Origin of the sequence: Pantoea sp. V106_11 (genome assembly GCF_029967885.1) — a bacterium.
GTDB lineage: Bacteria > Pseudomonadota > Gammaproteobacteria > Enterobacterales > Enterobacteriaceae > Pantoea > Pantoea ananatis.
The window spans coordinates 201,581-226,845 of sequence record NZ_JASCAK010000020.1; the positions used below are offsets into that span (position 1 = coordinate 201,581).

Sequence of the window (25,265 nt, forward strand, 5' to 3'; positions counted from 1 at the left end):
GGGCAGGTGCCGCGAGGGCACGCATCGCAGGACCTTATTGCCACCTGAACGTTTTATTTTGCTGATTTACCGCCATAGGTTGGTGATAATGGCCCAATGTGTCACGTATTGACTAAAATATTGACGGCGCGCCAGAACTCACACGGTGCATCGCGTAGAATCATCTCTTTACCCGCGGACAGCTATCTTGCGCTCTGATAAGCCCATCTCTAATCTGGAATTCTGGTTATATCGCCATTACCGTAGCGTGCACGGCTTGCGCATCGCGGTGGCGTTTCTTTTTGCCTTTTTGTTTGTGCGAATGACCGGCATTCCCGAAGGCACCTGGCCGCTGATTACGCTGGTGGTGGTGATGGGGCCGATCTCCACGTGGGGCAATGTGTTTCCCCGCGCCATTCAGCGCATTGGCGGCACGATTGCCGGGTCAATTTCGGGATTGATTGCGCTCAAGCTGGAGATGATTTCGCTACCGGGCATGCTGGCCTGGTGCGCGCTGATTATGTTTATCAGCGGCTATCTGACCCTGGGGAAGCATCCCTATATGGCGCTGTTGATTGGCATTACGCTCTGCGTAGTGGTCGGCGCGCCAATGGGGGATTTCACCGTCGCCATGTGGCGTGGCGGCGATGTGATTTTAGGCTCGCTGCTGGCGCTGATATTTACCGCTGTCTGGGCACAGCGCGCCTACATTCACTGGCGTATCCAGCTTTCGGATACGCTGGGCGAGATGGCAAAAATCTATCATGCAGGGTTTTCCGCTAACCTGGTGGAAAAGCCGCGACTGAATAAGCCCTTTGGGAAGTTGCTCTCCAGCGTCATCAAAATGCGCGCGCTGCTGGAGCCGTCCAGCAAAGAAACGCGTATTCCTAAATCGGTATTTGAAGCGATTCAGACCATAAACCGTAATATGGTGTACACCATTGAGATGCAAATTAATGCCTGGTGGGCATCGCGGGAAAGCCATCTGATTATGCTGAATGCGCCGACGCTGCGCCGTACTCAGCAGATGACGGAAAACGCGCTACGGACGTTGTCGGAGATGGCGGTGAAAGGGGAAACCTATGACATCATCGCGGCCAACCATGAGTTAACGGAAATCGTCAATGAACTTAAGCAGTTGATCGCCAGCGGCAGTGACCGTCTGGAGGAAACGCCAATTTATGGCTATGTCTGGTTGAGTCTGGAGCTGGCGAAGCAGCTGGAGCGCATGACGGACTTACTGCGTCTGGCGCTGCGTAAATAATCACCTCAGACAATGACTTAATGCGAAACCCGGTTTTTTTGCGCTAAGATAAGAGCCAGTCCGAATTTAGCTGTGAGAATTGCCCTTAAGGCTGGCTAGCCGCTAAGCTGATCGTTTTGACTCTCTCCCTGCTTTAGCAGGCTTAAAGAAAGGTGCCATCATGGAAAATGCCAAGCAATCATTTCAGGACGTACTTGAGTTTGTCCGTACGTTTCGCCGCAAGAACAAACTGCAGCGTGAAATTGTCGATAATGAGAAGAAAATTCGTGACAACCAAAAGCGTGTTCTGCTGCTGGACAACCTGAGCGAATACATTAAACCCGGCATGAGCGTGGAAGCGATACAGGAAATCATCGCCAGCATGCGTGCGGACTATGAAGATCGCGTGGATGAATACATCATCAAAAACGCCGACCTCTCGAAAGAGCGCCGTGAGCTGTCTAAAAAGCTCAAGACCATGGGCGTGGGTGAAACCAAAGCGCCGTAAGGGCGCGCGAATAACGGAAACCCTTCGCTGCTGATAACGGGCCCGCGCAACCTTCAGGTTGGGCGGGCTTTTTTTATGGCTGAGAGACGTCGCTGAAGACTTAGCGGGTCAGCTTACGTGCAATCTGCTGGAGTTGACGCGCCAGATCCGATAAGTCCAGGTTTTGGCTGGCGGGCGCTGCGGTGGTTTCTCTGATCACCAGCATCGGCTCCAGGGTACGTGACGCCACCGCTTCACCCCGCAGTTCGGCCAGCACCTGATCCACGCTGTGGGTGCCGAGCTGCTGAAGATCCTGGCGAATGGTGGTCAGTGGCGGCTGGTACCAGGCGCTTTCTGCCGTGTCATCGTAGCCGACAAGAGAAATATCGCCCGGAATCGCCACGCCGTGCTGATGTAGCGCCCGCATCGCGCCCAGCGCCATCTCATCATTCGCCACTAAAAGCGCCTGGGGCAGGGCATTCGGGAGTTGCGCCAGCATCGCCTGATAGCCGGATTTGGCGCTCCAGTCGCCGCGCAGGACGCAGCAGGGAGATAACTGACGCTCTGCCAGCGCCTGACGCCAGACCGCTTCGCGCTGACGAGCCGATACTGAGCGCACCGGGCCATTCAGCAGGCCAATTTGCCGGTGCCCGAGCGCAATCAGATGTGCAACGGCGGCACGCGCCCCTTGTTCGTTTGAATACTGGCAATGAGATACGAGAGCATGGGGATCGGCATCCAGAAACAGTACCGGCTTTTTACCGCACATCACGCGGATTTTTTCCGCCTCGGCCGCCTCTAACGGCATATTGATCAGCACCGCATCCACGCGCTGGGCCATCAGTTCATTCACTGTCGCTTCCGCATTATCCTCACTGTCCATCGCGATCACCAGGTGATAACCGGCGCTGGCGGCGCGCTGCTGAATGGCCGAAGCAATCTGCGCCGGGGCCATCAGGGCCAGGTTACTGGTTGCAAGGCCTAAGGTTCGGGTCGCTTTTCCCGCCAGTTGCTGCGCGACCCGATTGGGCACATAGTTAAGCTGCTGCATCGCCGCTTCAACTTTTTCACGGGTGCGGGGGGAAACCTGCTCAGAGCGGTTAAGCACGCGAGAAACCGTTTGATAGGAAACGCCAGCCAGTTGGGCAACATCATCAAGGGTCACAGAGCGGGACGTCATTATTCCTCCAAAAGATGAGGCAGCGAGTGTAACAAAATTCCGTTACTCGCGCGTCCTGCGACGACGCGGCTGCTTTCCCATCACATCCGTGTTTAACGGTTCTGTTGATAGATTTGCAGGTTAACATTCACCGCATTCAACAGTGGCACAGTCATACTATGATGGCTGGCTCGTCGTAGCAGGTCGCCAATGATCGTATCGGCTTCAATAGCAAAACCCTGGGTCAAATCACGATACATGGAGGAGGTCATCGGCGTCGACGGATCGTTCAGCAATTCATAAATTTTTGCGGTAACGGCAGGGCGGGGCTGATAGCCCTCCGCGCAGATAACCTGAAGCACCTCGCTGTAAATGCCCTGAAGCAGCATCTCGCCACCGGCCTGGGCCAGTATCTGTTGCGTGTTCCCCCGCGCCAGACAACACACCGCGCCGAGCGTGCTTAACAGCAGCCATTTTTCCCATAACTCACCGATAATATTGTCGGAAAAAAACGTTTCCACGGCACTACCACGTAGCGCGGCATCGACCTGCTGCAGTCGGTCATCGTTGTTGCCATCCAGTGCGCCGTAATAGATCTGGTGTAAGGGCGTCAACTGCACCACATGGCCTTTATCGTTCAACGTGGCGTTGATTTTGCACAAGCCACCGATCACCCGATCGGCACCGAAGTGGGTGAGCAAGGTGTCAATATGTCGCATGCCATTCAGAATCGGCATGATCAGGGTTTGTGGCCCGACAGCCGGCTGGATGTCGTGAATCGCCTGCGCCAGGCCGGTACTTTTAACCGTTAAGATGATTAAGTCGTAATGCGCGTCAAGCCTGGCGGCGGTGACCAACTGGGGTTCAAGCGTTTCCTGCCCTGAGCGGGTCTGCAACACCAGGCCGGTTTGTTGTAACTGATTAAAACGGCCTTCACGGACCAGGAAGGTCACATTCTGCCCGGCCTGTATCAGCCGTGCGCCAAAATAGCCGCCGGTTGCCCCCGCACCTACAATCAAAATACGCATCCCTTCTTCCTCCATTGAACGCATCTGCCCAGATGCAGGGCAGTGATTTACGTTATGCGTTAAAACCCAATCTGCCCGCAAGCATTATTACAATCTGCACCCACACAGAATAGTGCACTGACCGCAGTCAGGTCAGCGCAAGCTATGTCAAAATTCTTGAATGTAGCGCTTAAGGATATTCACTATCCGTCACGGCGCGGCTGGCGTAACCTTATTTCATTGAGGTTTATCACGCGAAAGCATTGTTCTTTCGTCAGGAGACGTTACAGATGAAAAAGATTGGTTTTCTCTCATTCGGCCACTGGACGCCATCATCGCAGTCCGCCACGCGTTCTGCTCAGGACGTGTTGCTGCAGTCTATAGATTTAGCGGTAGCGGCAGAAGAACTCGGTGCCGATGGTGCCTATTTCCGTGTGCATCACTTCGCCCGCCAACTTAGCTCGCCGTTTCCACTGCTGGCAGCGGTCGGCGCTCGCACCAAAAAAATTGAAATAGGTACTGGCGTTATCGATATGCGCTATGAAAATCCGCTCTATATGGTGGAGGATGCCAGCGCTGCCGATCTGATTTCCAACGGTCGCCTGCAGTTGGGCCTGAGCCGCGGCTCGCCAGAGCAGGTGATTGAGGGCTGGCGCTATTTTGGTTATGCGCCGCAGGAAGGCGAGACGGATGCGGACATGGGCCGTCGCCACACAGAAGTTTTCCTGGATGCGCTGCGTGGCGAAGGTTTTGCCAAACCGAATCCACAGCCGATGTTCCCGAATCCACCGGGCCTGCTGCGTCTTGAGCCGCTGTCTGAAGGCCTGCGCGATCGCATCTGGTGGGGTTCGGGCTCCAACGCCACGTCAGTATGGGCGGCGAAGATGGGCATGAACCTGCAAAGCTCGACGCTCAAAGATGATGAAACCGGCGAGCCGTTCCACATCCAGCAGGCAAAACAGATCCGCGCCTACCGTGAAGCATGGGAAGCGGCGGGGCACTCGCGTAAGCCACGGGTTTCCGTCAGTCGCAGCATTTTTGCGCTGGTGAACGATATGGATCGGGCTTACTTTGGCCGCAGTGGACAGGATCAGGATTCAGTCGGTTTTCTGGATGAGAAAACCCGCGCCATCTTTGGTCGCAGCTATGCCGCCGAGCCGGAAAAACTGATCAAACTGTTGGCAGAGGATGAGGCGATTGCCGAAGCGGATACACTGCTGCTCACTGTACCGAATCAGTTGGGCGTGGACTACAACGCACACGTCATTGAATCGATTCTGAAGTACGTGGCACCGGAGCTGGGCTGGCGTTAAGCCTGCTTGATCTTGCCAGATTAATAACCCCACACAATCCTCGCTGCGTGGGGTTTTTACTAAAATAATAATGCCTCTTCTACTGTAATATTTCTCACATTCCCCGCCGATAATATTGCTGGCCAGTGCAGCGAGATGTTTAGCGTTATTAACCTCTGAAACTATCAGCCGCTGAAAACATCAGCTTTCAGATTTATCTCAATAATACATTGTTAGTTGTAAATTAATTGACATGAAGTTGTGTTAATTTTATTAATGTATAAAGGCCTTCAAGGTTAACTGTATTCTGGTTACCTGACATATTCATATTTACTGAGAAAATTCTCAGGCGTTACTATTTCTGTTAGCACGATGCAACAGCATTGATATGCTGCTGCCTGTTTCTTAATGCAAATGGCTCTAAATTCTGTCTGAACCTGCCGAATATAACGGATTGCAACACCCGTTTCATCATTATCACAGCGTAATCGGAAAAAATTAATGGCGATTGATATTTATTTGAAAGTTGAAGGGACTACTGGAGAATCACAGGACAGCAATCATAAAGGATGGACCGACGTGCTCTCATTTAACTGGGGGGCTTCGCAACCCGGTAATATGGCGGTAGGTGGCGGTGGCGGCTCAGGAAAAGTGAATTTCAACGATCTGCGTGTTAAAGCGTTAATCGACAAATCCACTGCTGCCATTCTTAAATACTGCTCCAGCGGAAAGCATGTTTCAAAGGTAGAACTGTCGGTTTGCAAAGCCGGTGGCAACCAAATTGAGTACACGAAGATTGTGCTGGAAGATGTACTGGTTACGGCAACGGATTTTAACGGAGTAGGGCAAGGTGACACCATTGTGGTGGACTACGCCTTTCAGGCATCCAAAGTGTCTACCAGCTACTGGGAACAAAGTGCCAGCGGTACCAAAGGGGCGGAAAGCAAAGCTGGTTGGGATATTAAACAAAATAAAGAGAGCTGAGTTAATCCGCCCTTAAAATAAAGGTGAAAAATGGCTATTGATATCTTTTTGAAAATAGATGGAATTGAAGGTGAGTCGCAAAATGCAAACCATAAAAAATGGATAGATGTTCTGTCATTTAACTGGGGCGCGCAGCAACCAGGTAATATGTCCGTTGGCGGTGGTGGCGGTGCGGGAAAAGTGAATTATCGCGATTTAAGCGTTGAGGCATTGATCGATAAGGCCACACCGGCGTTAGTGAAATATTGTGCCAGTGGTAAACATCTGCCAAAAATTCAGCTGTCTGTTTGCAAGGCAGGCGGGCAGGAAGTGGAATATACTCGCATCACGCTTGAAGATGTGCTGGTTACGCAGACTGACTTTACCGGCATTGGTCACGCGTCCACGCTGGGTATGCAGTATTCCTTTCAAGCCAGCAAGGTTGCGCTGGAATACTGGGAACAGGCTTCTCAGGGAACGAAAGCCGCTTCTGTGCAGATGGGTTGGGATATCAAGCAAAATAAAGAAAGCTAATCAAAGGAACTGTTACATCTTAAAAAGAGGTTATTATGGCATTTCCAGGCATACATGTGATTGAGGGACTCACGACGAATCCCAGTTTAAATTCTGATACTTCAGGCAGCTTTTTACCCTCTGAAATTCTCAAAGAATCATTGATTCTGATGAGTTCGCTTGAGCCGATGGAAATTGCCAGTCTTTCTAAAAGGGAAACCAGTGTTATTGCCAGTGCGTTGAACGATTATAAAAATAACAGTAACAGTCGTTTTAAAAATCCTCCCACAGAGCAGGCTACAGGGCGGCGGCCGAATGGTGAGATAAAGCATATTAACAATCGCATACTCGGCATTCCTGTACAGCATTATAATACCACTTCAATGGGAGCCGTTGCGTTAAGTTCAGCCACCTTATTGGCAATCTTTTGGACCTCAACTGCAGGTTTATTTAGCATCGTTGGACGAAGTATCGTCCCTGCTGTGGCGAGTCTTGGCGGAATTGGTTTATCGTACCATTCAAATAACCGCACCCTGTCAATTAATCAATTAGCTGCGCATTTGAAAAATCTGGCAGACAATTTTAACAGCGCGCATGATGCGCTCGTTGCTTTTTCTCAGAAGGCAAAGTTGAAAAAACATAATTTTAAACCCTCCAAAGACACAGAGCCGACTTTTGCAGGGGAGGTCATATCTAAAAACCCTATTCCAGCAGCACACCGTGAAAGAATGTCGTATATTTTAAATCAATTTACTTTTACAGAGTATCAGCGCGTCGAGCTCATTGGTGATAGTGCGAATTTTGTGAAGCTGTTTTTTAATCAGAATGAGCAATTGACTTTAACAAAGATTGAATATGGCTACCTGACTGCGATGGATATTCCCTAATTCCGCGCCCGTCAATCTAAACCTCCAGATGGTGCATTTTAACGCTTCGGCAACCCGGATGAATGATCCTTGATAAAAGGGGCATAAGTCAAATTGTGCGAGCCGGGTTCCAGCACCTGGCTTGTTATCATCTACTTTAGGCGCTATGTTTTATCTGCTTTGTAAAAGCAGATAACGGGACGCTAAAAACGCTACTGGCCAGACAGCCAGCATAAATTTTTAACAGATATGCTTTTAATTTTTTACAGCCATGGCTGGCGCATTGTGTAAATACACCATCATCAAATAAGGGAGATTATTCAATGTCTGTTACCACGCTTAATCTTGTTCAGAAACCGTCTTCCGCGATTTCAAAAACTCAGCGCCGGTACAAAGTCGGCTACGTACCTAATTTTGGCGACACCAGCACGCCTGCGCTGAATATCAGCGGCAAATGGTTGCGTGAAGCCGGATTTGATACCGGCACGCGGGTCTCGGCAGAAATTAGCGAAGGATGCATTGTGCTGCGGGTCGATAAGTCATAAAACGGAAAGGTGTGATTGATTGCTCACTTCTCAAAGGCAGCGTTGCGGGTTGCCCCTTGAATTCAGGTCAGGTGAGCATAAAACCGCCTGGCCTACTTTATTGGCAGAACAAACAGATAACGCGGTTTCCTTCACCGCGTGAATTCAGTTGCCAATAAGGAAATGCCATCCGTTTAACCTCCTCAGGGTGCGACCCGGCAGGGCCGCAAACCGCCGTCGTTAACACTGCAAATACACAACATGCGTTTGCAGATATTCCTCGAGCCCATGACGACCATCAGCACCGCCGATGCCAGATTTGCGCCAGCCGGCATGGAATCCCTGCATGGCTTCAAAATTTTCGCGGTTAACGTAGGTTTCACCAAACTTCAGCTGACGCAGGGCGGTCATTGTGGTGGTCAGGTTCTGAGTGTAGATTGAGGAAGTCAGGCCGTACTCACAGTCATTGGCCAGTGCGATAGCTTCTTCGAGCGTTTTAAAGGTCATTACAGGAAGCACCGGGCCAAAAATTTCCTCACGCATAATCTCCATCTCTTGGCGTACGCCGGTAATAATCGTGGGCTCGAAGTAAAAGCCCTCGCGACCCGCCCGTTTACCGCCCAACACAACCCTGCCGCCTTCTTCTACTGCCCTGGCAACTTTTTGCTCAACCCGTGCCAGCGCGGCGGCGGTGATCAGTGGCCCCATATCGATATCGTTTTTTTCAGCCGGATTGCCAAACGTCACGTGTTGCATCGCCTCTGTCAGTGCGCTGATAAAGCGGTCATAAATCCCTTCCTGCACATAAACCCGCTCTGCGCAGTTGCAGACCTGACCCGTATTAATGACGCGTGAACTGACAATCGCCTTCACAGCCAGATCGAGGTCGGCGTCATCCATCACAATGGCCGGCGCTTTACCCCCCAGCTCCAGAGAGACTTTGGTAACGTTTTTTGCTGCCGCTTCCATGGCGGCAATCCCGGCATTAACGCTGCCCGTCAGGCTTACCAACCCCACTTTTTCGTTGCCAGCCAGCTCCTGACCGATCTCAGGGCCGTAGCCGTAAACAACATTGAACACACCTTTTGGCAGGCCGATATCCGCAACGATCTGTGCAAACAGGGCCGCGTTATTGGGCGTCAACTCACTCGGTTTTATCGCAATCGTATTGCCCGTAATCAGTGCCGGCGCCGCTTTACGCGCAATCAAAAAAAACGGGAAGTTCCACGGTAAGATGCCGGTAGTGACGCCAATCGCTTTTTTAAAGACGAAAATATTTTCATTAGGACGATCGCTGTTCACAATCTCACCTTCGTAGCGTCGCGCCCATTCGGACATGTAGTCCAGGTAATCAGCGGTAAAAAGCACTTCGGTTTTTGCCAGCCCCTGGGTTTTACCGCCTTCTGCCACGATAGTGGCGCTGAGTTCGGGTTCACGCTGACGAATGGCTGTGGCAATTTTACGCAGCCAGCTGCCGCGCTCCACGGCCGGTAAGGCTTCCCAGCCCGGCTGCGCGGCATCGGCAGCGGCGATAGCGTCTGCGGCGTCCTGACGCGTGCCTTGAGGAATGCGTGACAGTAGCGCTTCGGTAGCAGGATTAATCACTTCAATCCACTTTTCGTTGTGATTAGGCACAAAAACACCATTAATGAAATGTTGATGATGTGTTGTCATATGCAGGGCTCCGCGTTTAACTCGTTAACGTTATGTGAAAACAGAGTGAAACAGATCACGACGATACACCTTTTTATCTTTGCCAAAGCCGCACTGCAGATGGCAGGGAAGGGAAGAAAGACACGACGAAGCCAGCATTTCCACAGCGTGTTTTGTTATCTGAGCGGTCAGCGTCTTATAAGAAGGGGCGACGGGCTGAAACCCTGTATTCGCCAGCAAATGCCGGAACGCCTGGGATGGCGATAAGCCCGTGCCTGCCCGCGCAGTCAATGACGAAGCGGTAGGCTTTTGACGGTAGGCATCCCTGGCCGATTGTCCTTTCGGTTTGCCCTGCCACGCAAACGTCTCATTGCGTGACTGCAGTTAATAACACGCGCAGCGACTACTGCGCTGAATCGTAGAGTGCTTATCCAACATCATGCGATCTCCCGCTGATCACAGTATCCCCACTAGCCTTGAGTCATATCACAAACCTTTTCTGCCGACCGTTTTCCCTCTTCGTCCGCCAAACCATCTTTGCAGCGAACCCGCAGCTCAACTTTATGTCATTGCCACGTTAATAAGCGTGCTGGCAGTAAGATTAAAACTGTGCCGATCAACACAACAAACAACAAAAATATCTCGAATAATAAGAGGTTTAGGTAAAACGTCCGGTTACTGTCCTTAAATGTGAATTTGTGATCTTTATGTTGAAAATTCACCGGATTTTGCCAGCGGCCTGTGTTTTCCGGCAGCCATTCAAAGGCTGAGTGAAAGCAGCTCCCTCTAGACTGCTGCTTATCAGGAAACGTCGGTTTCCTGTTTGGCCTCAACCTTGCGAAGGAATAACAATGAACAGTGCCATTATTGCCGGTATTTTCTGGCATCTGGTGGGTGCCGCCAGTGCCGCATGTTTTTATGCGCCGTTTAAACAGGTCAAAAAATGGTCATGGGAAACCATGTGGGCAGTAGGTGGCTTGATGTCGTGGCTGATTTTGCCATGGGCAGTCAGTGCCGTACTGCTGCCGAATTTCTGGGCGTACTACAGTAGTTTCAGTCTGTCACAGCTGCTACCTGTGTTTTTGTTTGGTGCAATGTGGGGCATCGGCAATATTAACTACGGCCTGACCATGCGCTATCTCGGCATGTCGTTAGGCATCGGTATTGCTATCGGCATTACGTTAGTCGTCGGGACACTCATGACGCCGTTGCTGCAGGGCCGTTTTGTCGCGCTCTTTAGCTCGGCTGGTGGCCGTATGACGCTGCTTGGCGTTCTGGTCGCGCTGATTGGCGTGGCAATTGTATCGCGAGCAGGTTTGCTGAAAGAGCGCGCGCTGGGCATTAACGCCGAAGAATTCAATCTGAAGAAAGGGCTGATACTGGCGGTTATCTGCGGTATTTTCTCAGCCGGCATGTCCTTCGCTATGGATGCCGCAAAGCCGATGCATGTTGCGGCAGCTAATCTGGGTATTAATCCGCTGTACGTGGCGCTACCCAGCTATGTGGTGATTATGGGCGGTGGTGCGCTGATTAACCTGGCGTACTGCTTTATCCGCCTGGCGGTTAAGCCGGAGCTCTCCCTCCGCCGGGACTTCTCCGTGGCAAAACCGCTGTTAATTGCCAATATCGCTTTCGCTATTCTTGGCGGCACCATGTGGTATCTGCAGTTCTTTTTCTATGCATGGGGCCATGCCAAAATTCCACCGCAATATGACTTTGTCAGTTGGATGCTGCACATGAGTCTGTATGTGCTGTGTGGTGGTCTGGTCGGACTGATGCTGAAAGAGTGGAAATCTGTCGGGCGTCGTCCGGTTAGCGTTCTGTCGATTGGCTGCATAGTCATTATCATCGCTGCCAATATTGTCGGGCTTGGCATGGCTGCCTGACTCCGCAGAGATAAAAGCCTGATGCGTTAACGCGTATCAGGCTTTTGCGTTATCAGTTAGCGTGGCGCATTGCGGTACAAAACGTTGCCGCCAGGCACTGGGCGTCATGCCGGTTTCACGCGTAAACACCACCGAAAAATAGTTACTGTCATCAAAGCCGCAGCGTGAAGCAATCTCGCTGATTAAACTTTCCTGGGTGCGCAGTAAGTATTTTGCCTGACAGAGTTGAAGCTGACGCAAATAGTGGCCAATTGTCATGCCGGTTTGCTGGCGAAACAGCTGTTTAAGCGCTCGCTCGCTGAGTTGGTGCTGCTCGCAAAAGTAGGCGAGGTCAAACGGACGGCTGATATCGGCCAGCAGCGACGACATCAGCAGATCAAGCTGTTCGCCTTCCGGTAGCGCCCAGGAACGATCGGCCGCGTAACCGTGGCGGCGCAGAATCAGCGCCAGCTGTAAAAACAAGGCTTCAGAAAGCTGAATGGACAAGGGATCGTTTTTGCGGCTTTCCCGCTCCAGTTGGCTGATGACGCCACGCGCTAGCGCCATACCCTGGGTGGTTAATCGCCAACCGGACTGAGCATTCTCTTCCTGAGGCGGTATAAGCTGGCTCCAGTCAAGATCGAGCCGAAAGCGATCGCGGCAATAAAGAATGTTGTCGAGCGCCAGGTCATGAACGCTGTCATAGCTATGGCAGTCGCTGTCGTGAATATAAAACACATCGCCGCAGGTAATCAGCCAGGGGCGATCGTTGAGGATGTGCAGCCCGTTGCCGCGCCAGACAATCACAATCTCGCTAAACCTGTGTTGATGAGGCGGGAAAGAGGGTTGTGGCATACGTTCGGCCACTGCAATGGGCAGGTTTCTGGCAGGAAAGTAGTCCTCGCGCGACAGAATTAGCGACATATTAAAAGCTCCAGTTACCACATCTGTTGACGCTCCATGCGGGGCGCGTAGCCAAATTCACGCCGGAACAGCGTGGAGAAGTGGTTGCTGTCACCAAACCCACACTGATAGGCGATGTCCGTTATACGCATATCGCTGTGGCGAAGCAGATGACGCGCCTGCAATAACCGCAGCCGATTCAAATAACGCTGTGGCGTACTGCCTGTCTGCTGCTTCATCTGGCGGTGCAGCGTACGCAGCGACAGTGAAAAGCTGTCGGCCAGCGCCTCCCATGCGATCTCTTCACTGTAATGCTCATTCAGCCAGTCAAGCAATCGGTGCAGTCTGGCTTCCTGGTCCTGCGCGTTGTCATTGCGAGCGGCCTCACGTAGCAACACCAGCATTTGCAGAAAGAGTTGCTCCTGATGTGCCTGACGTTCGAGTGACCACAGAGGTTGCTGCTTCATCTGTGTCACCAACTGCAAAGCGTGCCCCATCACTTTTTGATTAATGCGCCAGTGCGACGCGTACCGGCCGTCCTCTTCACGCGGCAATAGTGCCTGCAGCCCGGAAAGAAAGCGGAACGCCCCCGGGCTTCGGTACAGCACATTGGTCAGGCAAAGGTTGTCGGTTTTTTCATACAGATGGCGATCGTGGTCGCGTACAAAGCACACGCAACCGGCACTCAACGCCTGCGGCTGACCATTAAACACATGAATACCTGATCCCTGTTCAACCAGCACAATTTCATGGAAATCATGATGATGCTCTGGAAAAGCCTGCTGTGGCACGCGTGGCTCGATGGCAATGGCGTAATTTCCGGCGGGAAAGAAATCCGCGCTATGCAGAACGGTCATGGCTTGCTCTCCGTTAACAATGTTGCAACTGAGTCTACGCAGGCGCTGCGGACATCACCTTGAATTTTGAACGGGGCGGCGCAAGAAAATGGCGAATTATTTAAGATCGCCTAAGTGATTGATAGAAATGCGGCAAAGCTCACAACTCTATCGTCACGCGGTTCTGTGAGCTATCTCACGAACACCTTTGCAAACCTGCCAGCGAAGATCCTCTGCTGGCACTGCGCCTAAGGTGGCAGGCCTGCAGGCTTTTTATTCTGTAGCCATGTCATTTCAGGAAAACATGCCATGAATATGCGTAACATCGTTGCCATTGATTTAGGCGCATCCAGTGGGCGCGTCATGCTTGCGCAGTGGACGTCGGACAGCCAGAAAATCGCCCTGCGTGAAGTCCGTCGTTTCGCGAATCAGCGGGTTCAGCGCGGCGGCTATGACTGCTGGGATCTGGATCGTCTGGAGCAGGACATTCGCGCCGGACTGCAGCAACTGGATGATGAAGGCATCGTGCCGGACAGCATGGGTATTGATACCTGGGGCGTTGATTTGGTACTGCTGGATGCAGACGGACATCGCGTTGGCGAAGCCGTGAGCTACCGTGACAAACGCACTGAGGGCCTGATGGCCCGGGCGATTGACGATCTTGGCCAGCAGGCGATATACCAGCGCACCGGCATTCAGTTTCTGCCATTTAACACTCTATATCAACTGCGCGCACTGCATCTGCAGCAGCCGGACTGGCAGGCGCGGGTGAAATATGCGCTGATGATTCCGGACTATCTGCACTATCGCCTCACCGGCGAAATGAACTGGGAATACACCAACGCCACCACCACGCAGTTACTGAATATTCAAAGTGGTGAGTGGGATCGTGACTTGCTGGACTGGGCTGGCGTCGACTCCGCCTGGTTCGGCACACCGCATGCACCGGGCAATAACGTGGGTTATTGGGCCAGCGCCAGCGGCAATCGGATCCCGGTGATTGCCGTAGCCACGCACGATACGGCCAGCGCGGTGCTGGCCACGCCACTGATGCACAACGATGCAGCCTATCTTAGTTCCGGTACCTGGTCGCTAATGGGGATTGAAAGTCTCCAACCCTATGTGAATGCGACTGCTTTACAGGCCAACATAACCAATGAAGGCGGCGCGGAAGGTTACCGGGTGCTGAAAAACATTATGGGGCTATGGCTTTTACAGCGCGTCTGTAGCGAACTGAACATCCGCGACTTGCCCCTGCTTATTGCGGATGCCGCAAAGCAGCCAGCCTGCCGCTCGCTCATTGATCCTAACCACCCTCGCTTTATTAACCCAGACAACATGGTGCAGGCAATCCAACATGCCTGTGCTGAACAGGCGATGCCGATACCGCACACTGCGGCCGCACTGGCACGCACCCTCTTTGACAGTCTGGCGCTTTCATATCGCCAGACAATGCTGGAACTCGGCCAGCTACGCGGCACACCGCTACGGCAGCTGCATATCGTGGGCGGCGGCAGCCAGAATCCTTTACTCAACCAGCTGTGTGCCGATGCCTGTCAACTGCCGGTGATTGCCGGTCCGGTAGAAGCCTCCACGCTGGGAAATGTGGGTTGCCAGCTCATCGCGCTAGGTGAACTGCGTGACGTCGCGGATTTGCGCCGCTGCATCAGCCGTAATTTCCCGTCAGACATCTTTGAACCGCTCGACAACAGCGCGTTTGCGGCCCATCAGGCGCGCTTCACCGCGCTGCTCCAACCTGCTAAGGAACTTGCATATGACAAAGCTGATTGAACAGGCCTTTGACCTGGCGAAACAACGTTATGCTGAGAATGGCGTTGATGTGGACCTTGTGATGGCGCAACTGGATGAGATCCCGGTCTCGATGCACTGTTGGCAGGGTGATGACGTGCGCGGTTTTGAAAATCCCAACGGGCAACTCACCGGCGGTATTCAGGCCACCGGCAACTATCCGGGACGGGCACGCAACGCCGACGAATTGCGCGCCGACATTGAAAAAGCCATATCGCTGATTCCGGGCGCCTTACGTCTGAATCTGCACGCGATCTATCTTGAAAGCAGCCAACCCGTTGAGCGCGATGCCATCGAGCCGAAACACTTCAGCAACTGGGTAGCGTGGGCAAAAAGCAACAGGCTGGGGCTGGATTTCAATCCCACCTGCTTTTCACATGCAAAGAGTGCCGATGGCTTTACGCTGTCGCACGCCGATTCAGGTATTCGCCAGTTTTGGATCGACCACTGTAAAGCCAGTCGCCATATTTCGGCTTACTTTGGTGAACAGCTCGGTACGCCTTCCGTGATGAACATTTGGGTGCCGGACGGCATGAAAGATCTCACCATCGACCGCTTTGCGCCGCGCCAGCGCCTTGCCAGCGCGCTTGACGCGATCATCAGTGAGCAACTCAACCCGCAACACCATATTGATGCTGTGGAAAGCAAACTATTCGGGATTGGTGCGGAAAGCTACACCGTGGGTTCCAACGAATTCTGCCTTGGCTACGCCAGCAGCCGGCAGATTGCGTTGACGCTGGACGCCGGGCATTTCCACCCGACTGAAGTGATCTCCGACAAAATCTCTACCGCGATGCTGTACGTGCCGCGCCTGCTGCTGCATGTGAGCCGTCCGGTGCGTTGGGACAGCGATCATGTGGTGCTGCTCGATGATGAAACCCAGGCGATTGCGCATGAGATCGCCCGCCAGAAACTCTTCGATAAGGTGCATATCGGTCTCGACTTTTTTGATGCCTCAATCAACCGCATTGCCGCCTGGGTCATTGGTACGCGTAACGCCAAAAAAGCGTTGCTGCGGGCGCTGCTGGAGCCCAGCGATCGGCTGCGTAGGCTGGAGAGTGAAGGGGATTTCACCACACGGTTGGCCCTGCTGGAAGAGCAAAAGTCGCTGCCGTGGCAGGCGGTGTGGGAAGCATGGTGCCTGCGTCATGACGTTCCTGCCGATGCCAGCTGGCTGAGCGACGTCCGTCATTACGAACAACATACTTTGCGTCAACGCTAAGGGATAAACCATGCAAAACATTCTGACATCCTGGTTCGTACAGGGGATGGTAAAAGCCACCAGCGATATGTGGTTGAAAGGCTGGGATGAGCGTAACGGCGGTAACGTTAGCCTGCGCCTGCTTCCCGAAGAAGTGCAGGACTTCGCCAGCGACTTTTATGCCGAACCGCGCTGCATTGAACTGAGTAAACCGGCACCGGCGTTAGCTAACGACTGGTTTTTAGTGACCGGGTCTGGCAAGTTTTTTCGTAACGTGCAGCTCGACCCGGCAGACAGTCTGGTGCTGCTGCAGGTGGATGACCAGGGGTTGTCGTATAAAATTCACTGGGGATTAAGCAACGGTGGGCTGCCGACCTCTGAACTGGCGGCGCATTTCCAGTCGCACAGCGTACGCAAGCAGGTGACTCAGGGAAGCGATCGGGTGATTATGCACTGCCATGCTACTCACTTTATGGCGCTGAGCTACGTTGTAAATCTGGATTCGGCACGCTTTACGCGCCTGTTGTGGGAAGGCAGCACAGAGTGTCTGGTGGTGTTCCCGGACGGGGTGGGCATTTTGCCATGGATGGTGCCGGGCACTGACGGTATCGGTCAGGCAACGGCAGATGAGATGGCGATCCACAGCCTGGTCATGTGGCCCTTCCACGGCATCTTTGGCGCGGGTCCTAATCTTGATGAGACCTTTGGTCTGATCGACACCGCTGAAAAATCATCGGAGGTTGTCGTAAAAGCTCTATCTATGGGCGGTATTCGTCAGAGCATCACTACCGCGCAGCTGATCGCGCTGGGTGAACGCTTTAATGTTAAACCCTGGCAGGCAGCACTGGATGCGGAGCGCAGCGATGTTACGTAAAGCTTTTGTCATGCAGGTGCATGCTCACTGCCACGATGAATACCTGCGTCGCCATTCACCCATCTGGCCGGAACTGGAACAGACGCTAAAAGCGCATGGTGCCCATCACTATGCTATCTGGCTGGATGCCGATCGTAACCTGCTGTTCGCCAGCGTTGAGATTGAATCAGAAGCCCGCTGGCTCGCGGTGGCGCAAACCGAGGTTTGCCAGCGCTGGTGGGCATCGATGAAAGATTTAATGCCGTCTAATGCGGATAACAGCCCGATAAGTGCAGAGCTTAAACCGATGTTTTTTCTGCCTTAGGGAGCTGATGAACAGAACGACACAATCCCGAACCGCGCATAACCAAACCCGCTAGCCATGGCGCGCTAGCCAAATGGCAAAAAACATAAAGCCCGCTCGGGTTTCCCTGAGCGGGTTTATTGATACAGATCGTAAAACGCTGAATGTCCTCGTAGCCATTCACTGAAACAACCGAATGCGCTTTCAGCTTTGCAGCAATACCGCATGAACCCCTCATTCCTTCGCGCCATACTTCTCTTTATCGCTTTACACCTATATAGCATTTAACCTATATCCCGGGGTTGTGTGGCCGATTAAAACAACGGATACGTTTGACTGCTGGTTTACCTCGCTTAGCGATATCGACAGGGCTGACGTGCTTGCAGCATTGTTGGTCCTGCGGGAGAAGGGGCCGGGTTTGTCCAGACCTTATGCCGATACGCTCAAAGGCTCCCGCTATAGCAACATGAAAGAACGACGTATCCAGAGCCGGGGCGATCCTTTACGGGCATTTTTGCCTTTGAGCCGGCCCGAACCGGCATTGTGCTTTGTGCTGGAAATAAGGTCGGCAATGAAAAACGTTTTTACGACGCGATGCTCCCGGTTGCTGACCGGGAATTTACGAACTGGCTTAACGCATTAAAAATAAGGAGTAACGCGATGGGCAGAACGCTGGAACAGCTTATTGCGGATGAAAAAAATGACGTCGTGGATGAAGCTCAGGCGATGGCGACGGACATCCTGCTCAATATTCACCTTGCCGAACTGCGTGAGAAAGTACAAAAACGCAGGTAGAAATGGCGCAGGTGCTGGGCATCAAACAACCTACCGTTGCAGGAATGGAAAAACCGGGGCGCGACCTGAAGCTGTCCACGCTCAAACGCTATGTTGAAGCGACCGGTGGCAAGCTTCGCCTTGATGTTGAACTGCCGGATGGTTCTCACTACGGTTTTGTGCTTTGAACCCGCAGGGCCGTTCAACGTAGCCAGCCGATCGTTTCTTAGGGTTTTGCACGATGCCTGCGCGACGGCCTCAACGCATTTTCCATTCGCGCGGCGACGCTCTCAGCCAGGTGTTGCTGCGCGAGACAGCTATTCTTTGTCAGTCGTTAACGGATAAACTCGCGCTGCTTGCGGGCACCGGAAACAAAGTAAAGCCTGCGGACGGGTACTCGCACAATATAGGGCTCTTTTCGGATGAGGCGATAGTTGAATACCAAAGACGTGAATCGCCTGAATCAACAAGCAGAGACGGACCATAAGAATCGGTCAGTTCAGGGGTTTTGCAAGACGTGATACGACGGATTTTCAGGGCTGAAAAGGGACAGGTTTGTCGTGCCATTATCGAAATGAAATAAAAGGAATCGTACAACGCATTTCGCCGGACGCGTAGGGTAGGTCGATACGCGTCGGGGAAGATTTTCACGCTAACTTACGGCAACCTGGCTGAGCAGGTACGTTTCAGTAGGCCTGAAAACAGGAAGATGGCTCCTCTGACTGGACTCGAACCAGTGACATACGGATTAACAGTCCGCCGTTCTACCGACTGAACTACAGAGGAATCGTTTGAACGGGGCGCATATTATCGACGTCCCGCAGGCTTGTCAAAGCTCTTTTTCACAAAACTGTCTAATTGCTGAAATACTCGCCAACTCCCGCGTTTTAACCGTTTTCGCTTAGCGTACTGACGCAATCGAATAGCTGTAATTTTGCACCTTTTATTCAGTAAACAGAACCTCCGTTTCATTTTTATAAAGCTTTGCACGACATTCCCTCACGAATGTTCTTTATGTTCGTCACATTTATTTCATTTTTAATTTGAAATACTCGTAAATGGAATTTAAATTTCATTTAATCCTTTCTCTGTCAGCCCGGAGTTAAAATGAACAAAGTCAGAATCGGCATGATCGGTAGCGGCTATATCGGTCGTTGCCACGCGATTGCCTATGCCCAGGCACCCGCGGTGTTTGCGTTAAAAGGGGAGATCGTGCGTGAAATGCTGGCAGAGGTTAATCCCGAACTGGCCGCAAAGCAGGCTGCCACCTTTGGTTTTTCCCGCTCTACGGGCAACTGGCGCGAGCTGGTGAGCGACCCGAATATTGATGTTGTGGACATCTGCGCGCCCAATTTCCTGCATAAAGAGATGGCGCTGGCCGCCATTGCTAACGGCAAACACGTGTATTCCGAAAAGCCGTTATCCCTGACGGTGGCCGATGCGCGGGAAATGGTTGAAGCGGCCAATACAGCAGGGGTTAAAACCCTGGTGGGCTTCAACTATATGAAGAATCCGACCAGTCAACTGGCAAAAGAGATCATCGCGCGCGGTGAAATCGGCGAGGTGGTGCACTTTTACGGCACGCACAACGAAGACTATCTGGCGAAACCGGAAACGCCACTCGACTGGCACTGCCAGAAAGCGCTGGCCGGGTTAGGTGCGCTGGGCGATCTGGCGGCGCACATCGTCAATATGGCGCACTACCTGGTGGGCAATATTGCGGAAGTCAGTGGGGATATGATGACGGTGATTAAAACTCGTCCTGACCCAAAGGATCTCAGCCGTCAGTTGCCGGTGGAAAATGAAGATCAGGCCAGCGCCTTGCTGCGCTTTCACAACGGTGCGCACGGTGTGATTGAAACCTCGCGTATCGCCTGTGGGGCTAAAATGGGGTTGACCTATGTCGTGACCGGCACCAAAGGTACTCTGCGTTACACTCAGGAGCGCATGGCCGAGCTGGAACTGTATATCCATGATGAACCGACGGGGCGGCAGGGCTTTAAAACCCTGCTGACCGGCCCTGCGCATCCAGACTATGCTAACTTCTGCGTCTCTGCAGGTCATGGTATTGGCTTTAACGATCAGAAAACGGTAGAAATTCGCGATCTCATTAATGGCATTGCCGCTGGCGACCCTATGTGGCCTGATTTTGCAGAAGGATTGCAGGTGCAGAAGGTGCTTGAGGCCATCGCGCTGTCGGCGGCAGAAAGGCGCTGGATGGCGGTATAGCCTTTTAGTGACATTATACAAAACCAGTCCATGATCCGGATGTGGCCCCGGGCTTAATGCCGGGGCCGGTTGATGCTGATCAGGCAGAGACTTTATCCCACCACAGTTTATCCATCGCATAATAGCGATCACGCTGACTAACCGGCTGAGACAAATCGCGCTGCCACGGCTTATCCAGAATGTAATGCAGGTTCTTCACCTCTTCACATTCCCACAGCTTATCGTGCTGGAAACGCAGCGTTTTTAGGGCATTGTAGACATAGGAGAGCGGCAGCCACTGACCTTTAAAAGCCTCGTTCAGCAAATCCTGCTCTGAAAAGGCGTACTGGCTCAGGTCCTCTATAGCGGCAATGCGCGCTTCAAGTTTTTCAAAAACGGCGTTATCAGGCTCCAGCACCAGAAAGCCGCCGTTGAGGTAATAATCCACATGTGCGGGCGGCGACTCCTCACGTTCCTGCCAGGTGTAGTGGCAGAACTCGGGCTGCCAGCTGTCTGGATAGGCCTCGATCTGATTCGGATTGCAGCGGCAGGCGTGGCAGGCGGCAAGTGCATGACCGCCCAGATCCAGCGAGAACAGCTCATCCATATTCTGTAATACCAGCATATCGGCATCCAGAAAGACCACCCGCTGATAGTCGGTTAACTGCCAGGCGCGCAGTTTGGTCCAGACTTCACCAAAACGTTCAGATGCATACTGCGGGTTCAAATCGCTGTGCGGATAAAGCCCCTCCACACGGTGGATTACGCAGCCTTCCTCTTCCAGGATCGCGCAGTCTTGCTCATCAATGGCAGCGGTTGCCATCACGACCAGGGGCCAACGCGTTTGACTTTGAGTGAGTGAACGGTGCAGCGCTTTTACGCCGACCAGATAATCCGGTTGCGTCAGTAAGGTTACCCAGGCAAACATATCATCCCTTATCGAATTGATTAAACAGTGCAGCGGTGTAGTCGTTGCTCAGACGGCCTTGCGGATCGAACTGCTCACGCAGAGCACGGAAGGACGCCCAGTGCGGGTAGAGATCCTGCCAGCGGTACAGCGAGGCGTCGTAGTACTTGCCCCAGTGAGGGCGACCGCCTTCTTCTGCCAGCAGCTTCTCCACCTCACTTAAAAAGTGCAGGCCCGCTTCTGAAAGGGAGCCGTCATCCGCGTAATACACCACAAAGCCAAAGAAGCAGGTGGGCTGGTCAAAGGCCGGGCTGAGCCATGCCGATGACGCACCGGTACAACGCAGGATGATGGGATAGTGCATATGCGGGCGATTGTCGGCGTACCAACGTTTGATTTTGCTGATGACTGCTGGCGTTTTTTCCAGCGGTACGCCAATTTCGACGTTGATCTGCGGCACGGCGATACCGCGACAGAACAGCTGATAGATGTCGCCTGTCACATCGGTAAAATCCCGAAAGCGCGTTACGGTACGGAACTGTTTGCCGCCCTTGCCGTGAATTTGGGTGTCGCGATGCATGTGTTCCAGCGTCTGATCGATCGTGTCGTTGAGGCTGTCGTCGCCTTCATCGGCGTGTTCCACCACCTCACGATCGTTCTGCGCATAATGGTGGCTCTCCTCCTCGCTGGCCTGATGTGCATTCCAGACGTGGATAAAATTGTCATCCACAAACCACCAGGCTTTGCTGAGTTCGTATTCATCATTCCAGCGCAGCAAATCACTTTCCAGGCTGTCCGCCGACACCGCATTTTTATGGCAGGTGAAAATACGAAACGGCTGCGTGCGCAGGGTCACTTCGGTCACAATACCCAGCACGCCCAGCGACACCAGTGCGGCAGGAAAATCTGCATCGCCACGTGACAGCTCACGGACCGAGCCGTCGCTCAGCACCATGCGAATGTGCTCAGCCTCATCGGCAATGGAACTCTGGTGCAGGCCCTGACCGTGAGTGCCGGTAGCCATCGCGCCAGCCAGCGTCTGAACCGAAATCACGCCGGGTGAGGAGGCGAGCATACGATCCATTTCCGTTAAGGTACTGTAGATTTGTTCCAGCGGGGTCGCGCCGGCGAACGTGACGCTGTGTGCATCACTGCGGATCAGGCCGGACAGTGCACTCAGATCCAGCAGCAAATCATCGGGGTGCACGGCCAGCATTCTGCCTGGGGAGTAGGTTTTACCGGTTACGCGCACTTTGCCGCTTGACTCACGCAGTAACTGCCGGAGTGCGGCCTCGTCAGCAGGGCGTTTAACCTGCTGCTGCGTACCAATCTGTGCGTTTTGCGCCCAGTTCCAGACTGCATCATCTTGTGGATCAAGGTGGGTCTGGCGAAGCGGATAAAGGTTGGCGTCTTTGCTCAAACTGCTTTCCTTACTTAAGTGATATTAAGAATACCCCTTAAGCATAGACTATCGCTTTCAACGCCCTGTGAGCCTACTGATGCCGACAGATATAACGCAGCGTGGCCGTCACCGCTAACTGGCGATTGCGGCTGATAATATCCTCTTCACTTTTGTCCGGACTGAACAGCGTATTAAACGTGAACCGGTTAGAAACCTGATGTACGCAGATACTACTGATAAGGCGATGTACATCCAGCGTGTCCAGCGGCTGAATAAACAGCCCCTGCTGCTGACCGCGCGTCAGGATGTCATCCAGCAGATCCAGCGCGCTGCGGTTAAGCTGGCTCAGCCGCACGGATTGTGAGATGTAGCGTCCGCGAGAGAGGTTCTCCATGCAGATCAGCCGAATAAAATCAGGATGCGAAACGTGATAATCGAAGCTGGCCTCAACCAGTTTCGTAATGGCCTGTCCGGGTTCCATTGCCGCCAGATTCAGGCCGGTTTCATGTTCCCTGATCTGCTGATAAACCTGCTCCAGCACATCAATATAGAGCTGCTCTTTATTGCCAAAGTGGTAGACCACCATGCGTTTCGTCGTCTGAGCACTCTCGGCGATCTGCTCCAGCCGGGCGCCCTGCATGCCGAACTCAGCAAAGATTTTGAGTGCGCCAGCCAGAATGCGTTTTTTAAGCCCTTCAGGATCGTTTTTGCGTTTTGTCGTGTCCGTCATAGTGCTCAGTGGGTTGCCAGGTAACGAGAAGGTAAGGGGGCGATATTACCACAGCGTAACCATGCGGGTGGGGATACAGCAGTAAAATCCCCTTTAAGCAGGATGAATCAGCCTGTTCTGAAGCCCCGTTATCCACAAGGCAGCCGTCACCTACCTGTTATTTCGCCGAGTTACAGCGTTTTAACAATCATACCCATGGCAGCCAGCAGCATCATCACGCCCACGACCCGGTACATGATCCGCAGCGAGCGCGGGCGGGTCAGAAACACGCGGACTTTCACCGCCGCCAAAATAAACATCGCGCCCACGGCCAGTAATACGGCAGCGGTAACGGGAACCAGTACGGCACCCCAGAATTTCAGTGAAATTGCCTCCAGGGAAATAACGAGCGGCAGTATTGCCAGATAAAAGGCAATCGTTTTGGGGTTGCCCAGCGTAATACTCAGCCCCGACAGCCAGGCGGAGACCAGTTGCTGACGGGTAACCTTCTGGTCAATGCTGATAGCACGGGGTTGATAAGACCAGAACTGCCAGGCCAGATAGCCCAAATAAAGCGCCGCCGCCCAGTTAATCAACGTAAAGAGCGCGGTGTAGGTCTTGGCCACAATGCCCAGACCAAATACGGCCAGGGTTAAATAAAACACATCGCCCATTATCACGCCGATAAGCGCAGCAAAGCCTGCCAGGGAACCCCCATTGATGCTACGCGCAACGATCGTCGTCATCCCGGGGCCCGGAATCGCGGCGGCCAGTCCCAGCGCCAAAATATAAGGCAGTAATTCAGTTTGAAGCGACATGATGTTTCCTTCATTCAATAGGGATAAGAACGTTGTTTACAGGCGTGATTGCGTTAACAGAGCGTGCATTCTGGAAAGAATGCGATGCCGCTTGCTCATCCCGCTTCTGAGCATAAGAACCTGCTCTGTGCCGTTTAATGCCATTCCTCTGCTGCGCAATACAGCCTGATTAAAGTATGCCTGAGCTGGGCAGAAATACGTTGTCTGAATCTCGCTTCTGTGCCGTAATTATGGCAATAATTTGCCTGTAAAATAGGTTAAACAGAAAGGATATGACTGATATGCCGCTTGATAAGACAGAGGTGAAAATTTTAAGCATCTTGCAGGATGATGCCCGGATGACCAATCAGGAGCTTGCCGATAAGATCGGTATGTCTGCCTCGCCCTGCTGGCGCAAAGTCCGCAAACTGGAAGAGCAGGGCGTGATCAAGGGCTATCGGGCAGTGCTGGACCGTAAGAAAACCGGCTCGGGCGTTATGGTTTTTATTCGGGTGGTCATTGACTGCCACAGCGAAGCTGAAGCGGAAAAGTTTGAGCAGCAGGTGACCGCGCTGGAGGATGTTGTGGCCTGCTACAGTATCGGCGGCGATGCCGATTTTTTGTTACAGGTGGTGGCAACCGACCTCGACTCTTACGCCGAGTTTGCCATGTCGGTGGTGCGCAGGCTGCCGCGCATTAAAGAGATGCAAAGTATGTTTGTTTTGAAAGAGATTAAACCGCTGACGGCCTATCCGGTTAAAAACCCCCGATGAGATGATTGGCTCACGCTTATGCCGTGTTTGTCAGAAGGCCTTTGTTATTTTAATGCGATATTGCGACACGGCGCTTAACGTGCAGGTCTGTTTTAGCCGGTGAGTTATAATGTCCGGTTTTTGCACCCTAAAGGCCGGTAAAAGACGTTCGCCCTTTAGGGATTTGAATACGGCTAGCGCGTTTCTGCGACAGGCAGGCGAATATCATCATTGCAAACTCACAACGCGATATCACCTG

Annotated in this window: 23 protein-coding genes, 1 tRNA gene and 2 pseudogenes; 16 read left to right on the forward strand and 10 right to left on the reverse strand. The window is 52.8% G+C overall.

Annotated features, from left to right (window positions below):
* Positions 1 to 187: 187 nt before the first annotated feature.
* Together QLG08_RS02275 and tmaR are read left to right on the forward strand one after the other, a co-directional pair.
* Complete coding sequence (locus QLG08_RS02275) at positions 188 to 1,243, forward strand: FUSC family protein (protein WP_024471873.1); 1,056 nt, start codon at positions 188 to 190, stop codon at positions 1,241 to 1,243.
* A 160-nt stretch (positions 1,244 to 1,403) separates the two neighbouring features.
* A complete protein-coding gene (tmaR, locus tag QLG08_RS02280) occupies positions 1,404 to 1,730 on the forward strand; it encodes a PTS system regulator TmaR (RefSeq protein ID WP_013026330.1) in 327 nt (108 codons plus the stop codon).
* Between the two features lie 100 nt (positions 1,731 to 1,830).
* Here the strand turns inward: tmaR and QLG08_RS02285 are convergent, their stop codons facing one another.
* Entirely contained in the window at positions 1,831 to 2,889 is a 1,059-nt protein-coding gene (locus QLG08_RS02285) for a LacI family DNA-binding transcriptional regulator (RefSeq protein WP_029568969.1), read from the reverse strand.
* 92 nt (positions 2,890 to 2,981) lie between these two features.
* Complete coding sequence (locus tag QLG08_RS02290) at positions 2,982 to 3,896, reverse strand: ketopantoate reductase family protein (RefSeq protein WP_014605478.1); 915 nt, start codon at positions 3,894 to 3,896, stop codon at positions 2,982 to 2,984.
* Positions 3,897 to 4,165: 269 nt separating this feature from the next.
* On the opposite strand from QLG08_RS02290, the gene QLG08_RS02295 reads away from it, so the two are divergent.
* From QLG08_RS02295 to QLG08_RS02315, 5 genes are all read left to right on the forward strand, one after another.
* Positions 4,166 to 5,188: an LLM class flavin-dependent oxidoreductase gene (locus tag QLG08_RS02295; RefSeq protein WP_019106503.1), complete on the forward strand. Its 1,023-nt coding sequence runs from the start codon at positions 4,166 to 4,168 to the stop codon at positions 5,186 to 5,188.
* 480 nt (positions 5,189 to 5,668) lie between these two features.
* Entirely contained in the window at positions 5,669 to 6,151 is a 483-nt protein-coding gene (locus QLG08_RS02300) for a type VI secretion system tube protein Hcp (RefSeq protein WP_013026326.1), read from the forward strand.
* 30 nt (positions 6,152 to 6,181) lie between these two features.
* Complete coding sequence (locus tag QLG08_RS02305) at positions 6,182 to 6,664, forward strand: type VI secretion system tube protein Hcp (protein ID WP_013026325.1); 483 nt, start codon at positions 6,182 to 6,184, stop codon at positions 6,662 to 6,664.
* 35 nt (positions 6,665 to 6,699) lie between these two features.
* Positions 6,700 to 7,530, forward strand: a complete 831-nt coding sequence (locus QLG08_RS02310; RefSeq protein ID WP_013026324.1) for a hypothetical protein — start codon at positions 6,700 to 6,702, stop codon at positions 7,528 to 7,530.
* A 302-nt stretch (positions 7,531 to 7,832) separates the two neighbouring features.
* Positions 7,833 to 8,054: a SymE family type I addiction module toxin gene (locus QLG08_RS02315; protein ID WP_013026323.1), complete on the forward strand. Its 222-nt coding sequence runs from the start codon at positions 7,833 to 7,835 to the stop codon at positions 8,052 to 8,054.
* A 219-nt stretch (positions 8,055 to 8,273) separates the two neighbouring features.
* Here the strand turns inward: QLG08_RS02315 and aldA are convergent, their stop codons facing one another.
* Positions 8,274 to 9,707: an aldehyde dehydrogenase gene (aldA, locus tag QLG08_RS02320; protein ID WP_014594041.1), complete on the reverse strand. Its 1,434-nt coding sequence runs from the start codon at positions 9,705 to 9,707 to the stop codon at positions 8,274 to 8,276.
* A gap of 830 nt (positions 9,708 to 10,537) precedes the next feature.
* On the opposite strand from aldA, the gene rhaT reads away from it, so the two are divergent.
* Positions 10,538 to 11,572, forward strand: coding sequence for an L-rhamnose/proton symporter RhaT (rhaT, locus tag QLG08_RS02325; RefSeq protein WP_014594040.1), 1,035 nt, complete (start codon positions 10,538 to 10,540; stop codon positions 11,570 to 11,572).
* Positions 11,573 to 11,608: 36 nt separating this feature from the next.
* Here the strand turns inward: rhaT and rhaR are convergent, their stop codons facing one another.
* Entirely contained in the window at positions 11,609 to 12,475 is an 867-nt protein-coding gene (rhaR, locus tag QLG08_RS02330) for an HTH-type transcriptional activator RhaR (protein ID WP_015699971.1), read from the reverse strand.
* Between the two features lie 14 nt (positions 12,476 to 12,489).
* Complete coding sequence (gene rhaS / locus QLG08_RS02335) at positions 12,490 to 13,311, reverse strand: HTH-type transcriptional activator RhaS (protein WP_029568966.1); 822 nt, start codon at positions 13,309 to 13,311, stop codon at positions 12,490 to 12,492.
* Positions 13,312 to 13,599: 288 nt separating this feature from the next.
* Here rhaS and rhaB point away from each other — a divergent pair, with 288 nt between their 5' ends.
* The 6 genes and pseudogenes from rhaB to QLG08_RS02365 all read left to right on the forward strand — a co-directional run bounded on the left by rhaB (position 13,600) and on the right by QLG08_RS02365 (position 18,419).
* Positions 13,600 to 15,081, forward strand: coding sequence for a rhamnulokinase (gene rhaB / locus QLG08_RS02340; RefSeq protein ID WP_238493182.1), 1,482 nt, complete (start codon positions 13,600 to 13,602; stop codon positions 15,079 to 15,081).
* The gene (locus QLG08_RS02345) at positions 15,065 to 16,321 is read left to right on the forward strand and encodes an L-rhamnose isomerase (protein ID WP_072138140.1); all 1,257 of its coding nucleotides are present in this window, start codon (positions 15,065 to 15,067) and stop codon (positions 16,319 to 16,321) included. Before rhaB ends, QLG08_RS02345 begins: the two co-directional genes overlap by 17 nt.
* A gap of 10 nt (positions 16,322 to 16,331) precedes the next feature.
* Complete coding sequence (gene rhaD / locus QLG08_RS02350) at positions 16,332 to 17,174, forward strand: rhamnulose-1-phosphate aldolase (protein WP_013026315.1); 843 nt, start codon at positions 16,332 to 16,334, stop codon at positions 17,172 to 17,174.
* The gene (gene rhaM, locus QLG08_RS02355; RefSeq protein ID WP_015699977.1) at positions 17,164 to 17,478 is read left to right on the forward strand and encodes an L-rhamnose mutarotase; all 315 of its coding nucleotides are present in this window, start codon (positions 17,164 to 17,166) and stop codon (positions 17,476 to 17,478) included. Before rhaD ends, rhaM begins: the two co-directional genes overlap by 11 nt.
* A gap of 283 nt (positions 17,479 to 17,761) precedes the next feature.
* Positions 17,762 to 18,102, forward strand: a pseudogene (locus tag QLG08_RS02360) (type II toxin-antitoxin system RelE/ParE family toxin); the annotation flags it as partial.
* A 15-nt stretch (positions 18,103 to 18,117) separates the two neighbouring features.
* Positions 18,118 to 18,419, forward strand: a pseudogene (locus QLG08_RS02365) (helix-turn-helix domain-containing protein).
* A gap of 522 nt (positions 18,420 to 18,941) precedes the next feature.
* On the opposite strand, the gene QLG08_RS02370 reads toward QLG08_RS02365, so the two are convergent.
* Positions 18,942 to 19,017: transfer RNA gene (locus QLG08_RS02370), tRNA-Asn, on the reverse strand.
* A gap of 321 nt (positions 19,018 to 19,338) precedes the next feature.
* Here QLG08_RS02370 and QLG08_RS02375 point away from each other — a divergent pair.
* Positions 19,339 to 20,460, forward strand: coding sequence for a Gfo/Idh/MocA family oxidoreductase (locus QLG08_RS02375; protein ID WP_022623363.1), 1,122 nt, complete (start codon positions 19,339 to 19,341; stop codon positions 20,458 to 20,460).
* Positions 20,461 to 20,539: 79 nt separating this feature from the next.
* Here the strand turns inward: QLG08_RS02375 and QLG08_RS02380 are convergent, their stop codons facing one another.
* From QLG08_RS02380 to QLG08_RS02395, 4 genes are all read right to left on the reverse strand, one after another.
* On the reverse strand, positions 20,540 to 21,367 hold the full coding sequence (locus QLG08_RS02380; RefSeq protein WP_013026310.1) for a glycosyltransferase family 8 protein: 828 nt from the start codon (positions 21,365 to 21,367) through the stop codon (positions 20,540 to 20,542).
* Between the two features lies 1 nt (position 21,368).
* Positions 21,369 to 22,766, reverse strand: a complete 1,398-nt coding sequence (locus QLG08_RS02385) for a D-arabinono-1,4-lactone oxidase (protein WP_013026309.1) — start codon at positions 22,764 to 22,766, stop codon at positions 21,369 to 21,371.
* Positions 22,767 to 22,839: 73 nt separating this feature from the next.
* On the reverse strand, positions 22,840 to 23,478 hold the full coding sequence (locus QLG08_RS02390; RefSeq protein ID WP_013026308.1) for a TetR family transcriptional regulator: 639 nt from the start codon (positions 23,476 to 23,478) through the stop codon (positions 22,840 to 22,842).
* Positions 23,479 to 23,648: 170 nt separating this feature from the next.
* A complete protein-coding gene (locus QLG08_RS02395; RefSeq protein ID WP_015699983.1) occupies positions 23,649 to 24,275 on the reverse strand; it encodes a LysE family translocator in 627 nt (208 codons plus the stop codon).
* Between the two features lie 281 nt (positions 24,276 to 24,556).
* On the opposite strand from QLG08_RS02395, the gene QLG08_RS02400 reads away from it, so the two are divergent.
* Complete coding sequence (locus QLG08_RS02400) at positions 24,557 to 25,027, forward strand: Lrp/AsnC family transcriptional regulator (RefSeq protein WP_014605491.1); 471 nt, start codon at positions 24,557 to 24,559, stop codon at positions 25,025 to 25,027.
* Positions 25,028 to 25,265: the final 238 nt, after the last annotated feature.